The sequence below is a fragment of the Parafrankia sp. FMc2 genome, assembly GCF_041008525.1.
Lineage (GTDB): Bacteria > Actinomycetota > Actinomycetes > Frankiales > Frankiaceae > Parafrankia.
Genome location: NZ_JBFLUG010000217.1, coordinates 1 through 8208, shown reverse-complemented (window position 1 = coordinate 8208; position 8208 = coordinate 1). Strand labels below are relative to the sequence as shown.

At 62.3% G+C, this 8208-nt stretch carries 4 protein-coding genes and 3 pseudogenes; 6 read left to right on the top strand and 1 reads right to left on the bottom strand.

Features of this window, described 5'->3' with window-relative positions; genetic code table 11:
- Positions 1–240: pseudogene (locus AB1460_RS34355) on the top strand (IS110 family transposase); the annotation flags it as partial.
- A gap of 14 nt (positions 241–254) precedes the next feature.
- Here AB1460_RS34355 and AB1460_RS34350 read toward each other — a convergent pair.
- Positions 255–1196 (bottom strand): annotated as a pseudogene (locus tag AB1460_RS34350) (IS1380 family transposase); the annotation flags it as partial.
- A gap of 500 nt (positions 1197–1696) precedes the next feature.
- Between AB1460_RS34350 and AB1460_RS34345 the strand changes: the two are divergent.
- The 5 genes and pseudogenes from AB1460_RS34345 to AB1460_RS34325 all read left to right on the top strand — a co-directional run bounded on the left by AB1460_RS34345 (position 1697) and on the right by AB1460_RS34325 (position 7798).
- Positions 1697–2434: an FkbM family methyltransferase gene (locus tag AB1460_RS34345; protein ID WP_368966499.1), complete on the top strand. Its 738-nt coding sequence runs from the start codon at positions 1697–1699 to the stop codon at positions 2432–2434.
- 65 nt (positions 2435–2499) lie between these two features.
- The gene (locus AB1460_RS34340) at positions 2500–3786 is read left to right on the top strand and encodes an oligosaccharide flippase family protein (protein ID WP_368966498.1); all 1287 of its coding nucleotides are present in this window, start codon (positions 2500–2502) and stop codon (positions 3784–3786) included.
- A 454-nt stretch (positions 3787–4240) separates the two neighbouring features.
- Complete coding sequence (locus AB1460_RS34335; protein ID WP_368966496.1) at positions 4241–5821, top strand: hypothetical protein; 1581 nt, start codon at positions 4241–4243, stop codon at positions 5819–5821.
- A 256-nt stretch (positions 5822–6077) separates the two neighbouring features.
- Positions 6078–6435, top strand: a pseudogene (locus AB1460_RS34330) (DDE-type integrase/transposase/recombinase); the annotation flags it as partial.
- Positions 6436–6655: 220 nt separating this feature from the next.
- Positions 6656–7798: a glycosyltransferase family 4 protein gene (locus AB1460_RS34325; RefSeq protein ID WP_368966495.1), complete on the top strand. Its 1143-nt coding sequence runs from the start codon at positions 6656–6658 to the stop codon at positions 7796–7798.
- Positions 7799–8208 lie beyond the last annotated feature (410 nt).

Here is an 8208-nt window from a genome sequence, read left to right as displayed (position 1 = left end):
CGCCGCCCCAAGCGCTACAACCGCAGACTGCGGCGGGTGTTCTCCATGGCGGCCCTGTCCAGCATCCGCGCACCAGGACCGTCGAGGACCTTCTACGACCGCAAACGCCACGAGCGGCTGATCCACATCCAGGCCCTGCTTGCCCTCGCTCGCCGCCTCGTCGACGTCCTGTGGGCTCTGCTGCGTGACGGCCGCACGTTCACACCGACCGCGCCACGACCCGCTACCGCGGCGGCTTGACACGGTCATTCAGATTCCTTACGCACGATGACCCACATGCCCTCCGGCCAGCCGGACAGGTCCATCAACCCGGTCAGCTCGGCGACCCACGCGCCGTCGCGGGGCTGCCCGTCGCTGTTGTAGGCGGGTGTCCACGCCCCCGCAGGGACCCGCGCGATCAGGTCGGTGGCGCTCTCGGGCAGGGTGAACCCGACCGAGTAGGCCAGCCGGCGGCGGTGCAGCCAGTCGAGGAACGCGTGCGTGCCACCGCCGCTGTCGGTCCGGATCAGCACCGACCGGCCCCGGCGCAGCCGCCGGGGTAGCTGCGCCAGCGCGGCGGTGGCCACGGTGACGTGGTCGGCGGCGGTGTTGGCCCCGGCGTTACCCGGCCGCAGCAGTACCGCCAGCGGCTCCCCGGACCCTTCCGGGCCGTGGTCGGCGAACGCCCACAGCGGGTGGAACCCGAATCCCTTCTTCCAGGTCCGGTCGGCGTTCTCCTTCTCCGAGTGCGCGGTGACCAGGGTGGCGTCCAGATCGACGACCAGCGGATCGTCGGCGGATTTCCCGGCGTGCGGGGCGTGCGTGCCGGCCAGTTCCCAGACGCGGGCCCGGGCGACCGCGCGGGCGGCGTCGATCGCCTTCAGCGCCTTCTCGACGTCGACAGCGAGGCGGTCGACCGTGCGGGACACGGTCGGGTCCGACGCGACCCGTCCGAACACGGCTGGTTCCGCGCGCAGGAGCGACACGTCCGCGAGGCAGTCCCCGCCCAACGCCAGTAACAGCGCCAGATCGCACAGCGCCTTGCCCGGGTCGTGCACCGCCCGGTCCGGCCGCCATGGCGCCAACGCCGCCGACAGCGCCTGCCCGAGTCCACTGGCCCGGACCGTCTCGGTCAGCATGAGCCCGCCCGCGTGCGACACGATTCCACGCCCGGCGGCGTCCACGCGGACAGACGGATACAGAGCGGTAGTCTTCACCGCGAAGGTGCTCCTTGGTTCGGTGAGATTCAGGCCCTCAGCAAGCCCGATCCTCCCAGCTCAGGAGCACTTTCCCCTTTCCGGAACCCCAACAGACGATCACCCCGGTGAAAGCCCGAGGCTAGGTCGGGATTCGCGCGGTGCTGCACGCGATGACGGCATCTGGCCGGGAGTGAGCCAGCGCGACGATCAGCAGATCTTCGGCGATCTGCCGCGGGAGGCGCTCACCGTTTCAGCGCGCGACGCTCCGCAGCTCCACGCTTCGCTACCCTCCGCATTCGACGTGATACAAAGGGTACGTGTCTGAGGGTTCAGCGGTTACTCTTACTTCGCCCGGCGGGCATGGACTGGGACCAGCGCGGTGGCGGGCTGCCGGTTGGCTGGGCGCCCGCCTCCCGGACGTCCGGGGCCACGACCGGCTCACGGCGTGGGTCCGAGGAGGAGGGCATCGTTACAGTGGCCCTCTGGAGGGGCGCCTCATCAATGGAATGATCTTTCGTGTGGAGGACTGCCAGGACGGTTCGCTTCGTGATCTGGTTGCGTTGAGCTACCGCTCGCCAGCGCTCGCACCGGTATTCGCGGCGGTCCTGCGCCCCGGAGACTGCTGTTATGATGTCGGCGCAAATATTGGCGTCTACACTCTATGGGCTGCTGGTCTGGTGCATGATGTCGGCGAGGTACATGCATTCGAGCCCGTGCCGCGAACCATGGCAGTACTTCGTGCGCTAGTAGGGCAGAACAGGCTTCAGAACGTCCGACCTTCACCGGTAGCGGTGGGTTCGGCCGTCGGTAACGTGGGACTACAGACAACTCGGAATGCCTCCGGCCTGGCCCATGTGGTAGATGACGCTGTTCCGGATGTCACCACGGCCATGACCACGCTGGACACCTATTCTACCGAGAACCGCGTCCCTGCACTTATTAAAATCGATGTGGAGGGCTTTGAACTCGACGTTCTCAGAGGGGCGGAGGAGCTACTTCGTACCAGCCGTCCGGCGATTTTGCTCGAGGTGGTACCGAGTCATCTCGCTCGACGCGGCACCAATTCGAAGGAGCTCGTCGGGTTCTTGCGGGAACTAAACTACACGATCTATAATCTGACCCCGCGCGGACTGAAACCCGCGTACGGAACGGTATACACGACCAACGTCCTCGCACTTTCTCCGGAGTGGGACCGTCTCGATTATATTGTCGCAGAACTGACACGAGCTATTTTCCCGCGGAACCAGATCACATGAGATCCGCTCGTCACCGAGAAACGGCGACGGACGGTGGCTACCTGGGGTCGGTCGGAGCCACCGCGGTGACGAGCATCGCCTTCACTGTGCTCGGATCGGCGAGTGGGATACTGCTTGCGCGCTATCTGGGAGCCGCCGGACGTGGCAGCTATGCTGCTGTCGGCGCGTACCTCATGGCGGCGGCCACCATTGGCGAGTTCGGTCTCACCGCGGCAATCTGTTTCTACGTCGCGCGGAACCCGGCTGCGGCACGCGACATCGTCCGCACGGGAGGCGCGCTCCTTTTGGCCCTGGGGACGGTGGTTGGCGTTGCTGGCTTCCTCGCGGCCCCCATCCTCGCAAAGGATGATCAAAATGCCGTCACCGCGTTCCGAATCGCCTTTCTTGCGCAACCCGTTATCTTTGTCGCTGCATGTTGGACCTTCGCGCTGCAGGCGACTCGGATCAGCGCCTGGAATTGGCTGCGTGTTATCCAACCGTTTGCCAATCTGGGCATAATTCTGATCCTGGTCTCAGCTTGGACTCTCACCTTGGAACAGGCTATGTTCTGCCTGGTCGGCTCACTGGTGCTCCAAGCAGTCGTCGCACAGCAACTATGTAGGCGAAGTTTGCCCGGGCGGGGAGCCCTGCGCGCGGATGTTAGCAGGGATCTCCTGAGATACGGCGGCGCGAATCTCCTTGCCTCGGCTCCGAATCTGCTGAACTCCAACCTCGACATTCTCGTTCTTGCTCTCCTGGTGGATTCAGCTGATCTCGGCCATTATGCGGTGGCGGTGTCGATGAGCCAGTTGACCCTGCCAGTGTGTGCCGCATTCGGTAACGTTGCCATGCCCCGGTTGGCGGCCAGTCCGAGTGCCGCTCGACGTTCTTCGCCGCGGCAGATCGTCTTTGCCGGGGTCGTGGGCAGCCTGACGGTTGGTACTTGTGCTGCAGTGGTTACAGGCGCGCTCTGCCCACTGGTGATCCCGTTGTTGTTCGGCGACGACTTCCGGGCCAGCATTTTGCTGATATGGCTACTCGTGCCCGGAACCGCCGTACTCGGCTGTAACCGGGCAATGGGTGATATGCTCCGCGGCCTCAACCGTTCTTTGGCGATCGCGCGCTGTGAGGGCGTGGGGGCGGTGCTCACCATAATAGTACTTTCGTCGCTCGTTTCGACGATGGGCGTAGCAGGTGCGGCAATTGCATCGAGCGTCGCTTACACCACGACATTCTTCTTGCTCTTCTACGCGCTCCTCCGGGCAGTCGACATACCGATCGGCTCCGTTCCGAGTGGCCTGCGTCGGCTGGCCATCGCCCATGTCAACCGGAACCGGTCTGCGGTGCTGGCGGGTGAGGATAACGCGACATGAACTAGTAGCGGTTCGCGATCGCAGGGTCGCTGCTGGCAATTTTGGGAGGTTGGTCGCCTGATGTGGGGAAAGTGGAATTCCTCCGGAGAGCCAGCGTGGGCCTCGCTCATCAATGCTCTGAACCCGGTCTTGATATGTGCGAAGAACTGCGGTCTGCTCGATGGAAATCCCGGTGATGAATGCGCCTGAGTAACGACGCCGAGATCATAGCGAAGGCGTTTTAGGAAACCTTCTTGAGGCGAGTAGGTGGCATTTTACGTGGTGCCTTTAGATCTGGTAAATGAAACGTCGGGGGCGGCGTGGATGACTTCGTTGCACCCTTGATCGATCGGCGCGCATGGCATGTGGGCAATGGCGACAGCAGTCGCAGGGACGTGCTTATAGACGACTGGGGAATATGGTGCACGAGAGGGAGCGGTCTCCAGACCGGCCGCCACTGACGAGGCCGCTGCCGGTGAGTTTCTATCAGCCGTCGGCTCGAAAATTCGGCTCACCTGCCGTGCACGCGGATCAGGAAGTCGTAAAGCCCTCGGATGCACAGCCGGCGGCTGGCCTGTCCAGAAGGCGAGTATCAGGTGTATCCCTGCTCCTCGGTGTGATATGTATCATGCTGTGGATCATTGATTCCCTGTACTACTTTCCCGATCGGACAAGAATCGGCCTGCGAGCGACTTGTCTAGCTGTCGAATGTGCCGCGGCAATCGCGCTGATCGGGGTTCGTTTCAATCGGTTTTACGGGCTCGGTCAAATGAGACTCGGACCCTGGTATCTGGCGTGGAGCGCTCTTTCGCTGGGTGTCGCGACCATCGGGTGGAGCACCTCTCGATCAAATATCACTGCGCAGATTCGCGAGGTGAGCGTTCTTTCGGCTCTTGCCGTGGCTAGTCTCGGCTTGGCTTTCTGGGTAGCTGGATATCTGTTGGGGCCCGGCCAGATCGGACTTGCAGTCGGTCGGAAACTCGCTATGTTGGCACTGCCAGGAAAAATTCCTCGCCTGTACTCGCCAAGCGTGCCGTGGATTCTAAGCGCGGTGTCCGTGCTGGCACGCGTCTGCCTGATACTGCTTGGACGTTATGCGTACCTGGGTGATCCCGAGGCCCGCATCAATTCGCCGACTTTCTATACACAACCGCTTACCATAATTGGTGGTTTCGGCGCCGCCGCTCTGGTGATTGCCGCTAGCGATCTTGCGCAACATGGTGGTGCTCGGCGTCGCCTGACCCTACTTGTAATTCTGTTGGTAGAAGTGTCCTTCGGGCTAGTCAGTGGAATGAAAGAAGAATTTGCGCTGATAATTCTTTCGATCTGTATCGTGTTTGCGGTCGCCCGGTACAGATTCCCATTCAAATGGGCCCTGCTTGGAGTAGGGATATTTCTTGTAGTTATAATCCCGTTTAACGTGGCCTATCGTGAGGCGGTCCGATCCTCCTCCGGGGCATTGGACACCCGCGATGCTGTACGGGCCGCCCCGGGCATTTTTGCTGCGACCCAGGAAGATCAGTCGCTCGCTAAGACGATCACTGACTCCGGTGACTATCTCCTGTACCGGGTGAGTTCTATTGACAGCCTAGCGGTAACCCTTCAGCGTACGCCGGACATCATCGGTTACCGATCCTCGTGGGAACTTCTTCAGATGCCCATGTTCGGGGCAATACCACGGTTTGTATGGCCGGACAAACCCGTTCTGCAAGATGCGTATACCTTTAATCACGACTACTACTCCATGGATCGATCAATATATACCTCTGCCGCGATCCTGCCGCAAGGTGACCTGTATCGTTATGGAGGTTTGCTCCCGCTGGCTATAGGGATGATGCTGTTTGGTGTATTTGCCAGACTGGTGGATGAACGGCTACACCCTATTCTGGACCCACGGCTCGCGGTCCTATTCGTGCCGCTTTTTCCGCTGATCATCAAATCTGAGGCGGGCGTGGGCGACGTCCTTGCGCAGCTTCCGATGACGATTATAATGCTGGTCTTGATAACTCGTCTGGCATACCGGGTCTCGCCTGGTCGGGCTGTAGCAGGCAGGTGAACCGCCCCGGGTTCGATGGAGAACTGCTGGTTTGAGAGGACCGTATGCCGGCTTCGAGGAAGTACCCCGATGAGCTTCGTGAGCGTTCCGTCCGTCTCGTGCCGCAGATGCGTAGTGAGTAGCCTGCGGAGAAGCATCGTGCGATCTCGACGGTCGCGAAGCGGTCGGATGTTCATCCGGTGACGTTGTGGCTGTGGGTGAACCAGGCCGAAGTTGATCAGGGTGCGGCCGGGGACGACGAGCCCGGACGCGGCGCGGATCGCGGAAGGTCTGGCGAGTGCTGAACCGGGAGAGCATCGCGGTGGCCCGGTGCACGGTTGAGCGGCATGCGCGCCGCCGGGCTGGTCGGGGCGCTGCGGGGTGGGGCCAGGTCGCGGACGACCCAGGCCGATCCGGCCGCGGCGAGGCCGGTGGACCTGGTGGACCGGCAGTTCAGCGCGGACCGGCCGAACGCGCTGTGGGTCGCGGACTTCACCTACGTGCCGACGTGGGAGGGGATGCTCTATGTGGCGTCCGTGACAGACGTGCACTCCCGGAAGATTGTCGGCTGGCGGCTCGACACCTCGATGCGCACCGATCCTCCCCTCGAGGCCCTGGAAACGCGGAAACATGCCACCCGCAACCTCCGAATCCCTCTTTTGCATGCAAGGTGAATCTGATATAGGGCACTTCGCGATGCGAAGGCCATGGGACCGATTTTTCCTGTCGACGCCTGAGAAGGGGACAGTGCGTGAATCTGAGGATCCTTCGAGTGTCGGGTGGCCGATGGCAAGTGGGGCTGTCGGTGTCTTCGCGGGTGATCCCCTGCGTGTGGCGTGGAAGGTCGTCTGACTCATGAGTGCGTCGCGTCATGTCGGAATAAATCTTCTCTCCCTGATCCCCAGAATGGTCGGCGGCGCCGAAACCGCGGCGCTGGGTCTGCTCGGTGAGCTGGCCCAGCAACGGCCAGCTGGCCACGAACTATCTCTGTTCTGCCTCGACAGCTTCGTACGCGAGCATCCGGAAGTTGCTGTCCGTTTCAACACCAAGGTGCTCCCTATTAATGGTCATATACGGCCATTGCGGGTACTGGGTGAGAACTCGTGGCTCGCGGCCGAGGCGCGCAGATCAAAAATCGACGTCATGCATCACATGGGTAATGTCATCCCCCCTGGATGTGGCGTCCCGGGAGTAGTGACCATCTACGACCTGCAGCCTTTCGATATTCCTGAGAACTTCTCGCGCGTGAAGACGTTTTACCTGCGGTCGGTCGCGCCGCGATCCGCCAATCGGGCTCGAGCCGTCATCACACCGTCCAATTTCGCACGGAACTCCGTCATCGATCGCTTCGGGATCCCACCGGAGCGGGTCCGCATCATCCATCTAGGCGTGGAAGAGCCGACTTCCCAGATGTCGATAGCCGAGGTGAGGGAGCGCTACGGGATCCGAGGACGCTGGTTCGTTTTCAACGCCGTGACCTCCCGGCACAAGAACCATGAAATGCTGCTGCGCGCGTTTGCCAAGGTTGCGGAGAAGGAGCCGGACGTCATTCTTGTGCTCACCGGTGGGCAGGGGCGGGCTGAGGAGACGGTGCGACGTGACATCGAGAGTCTGGGGCTGTCCAAGCGTGTCCTGCGTCCCGGGCGAGTACCTCGGCCGGATTTGATCGGAATTCTGCGCGGTGCGGTGGCCCTCACCTTTCCTTCCTGCTACGAGGGTTTCGGCCTGCCGGTAGTCGAGGCGATGAGTCTGGGCACACCGGTGCTCGCAGCGGACGCCACGGCGCTGCCCGAGATCGTGGGGGACGGGGGCCGCCTGATTGACCCAACGGACGTTGATGCCTGGGCCGGAGCCATGCTTGGACTTTTGGATGACGAGCAGGAACGTCAACAGTTGATCCGCATGGGTCTCGGTCGTGCCCAGAGCTTCTCGTGGGCCGCCGCTGCCGAGCAGACCTTTCGGGTGTACCGCGACGTACTGGGTGACGTCGCGTCGTGAGCGCCCCAGTTGGCCGGGTGAGCTCTCCGCTACACCTCCGCCCGCTACTCGGCTCCGGCTGTTACGCAAGGCTCCGGCACGCTCTCGCTTTGATACGGCAGCTGTAGATAGGTCTGGCGGTGCTCGTCGCTGCTGTTCAGCGGTTTGAGGGGGTGGCTGCAAGCATGAGGACGGCCGCCTTGATCATGACGTGGTGTGACGCAACATCAGAACGAGACGGCCGCGTCGACGACGGTAGACCACGCAGGCCACGCCAGGGTGTTCGGGGGGCTGTTGGCCTCGGTACTGATGATTAATATGTGGTGTCACTATGTCTGGTGACGGCTGCTGGCGAGTGGGTAAACCTTTTACATGAGGTATGCGACGGGTGGCGGGTTGACGCCCGCCGAGCAGGTGGAAAGGGAACGGGT

What these genes read in the sequence shown, in the direction of transcription:
- AB1460_RS34325 (WP_368966495.1), top strand. Translation starts at nt 6,656, where the DNA reads ATGAGTGCGTCGCGTCATGTCGGAATAAATCTTCTCTCCCTGATCCCC.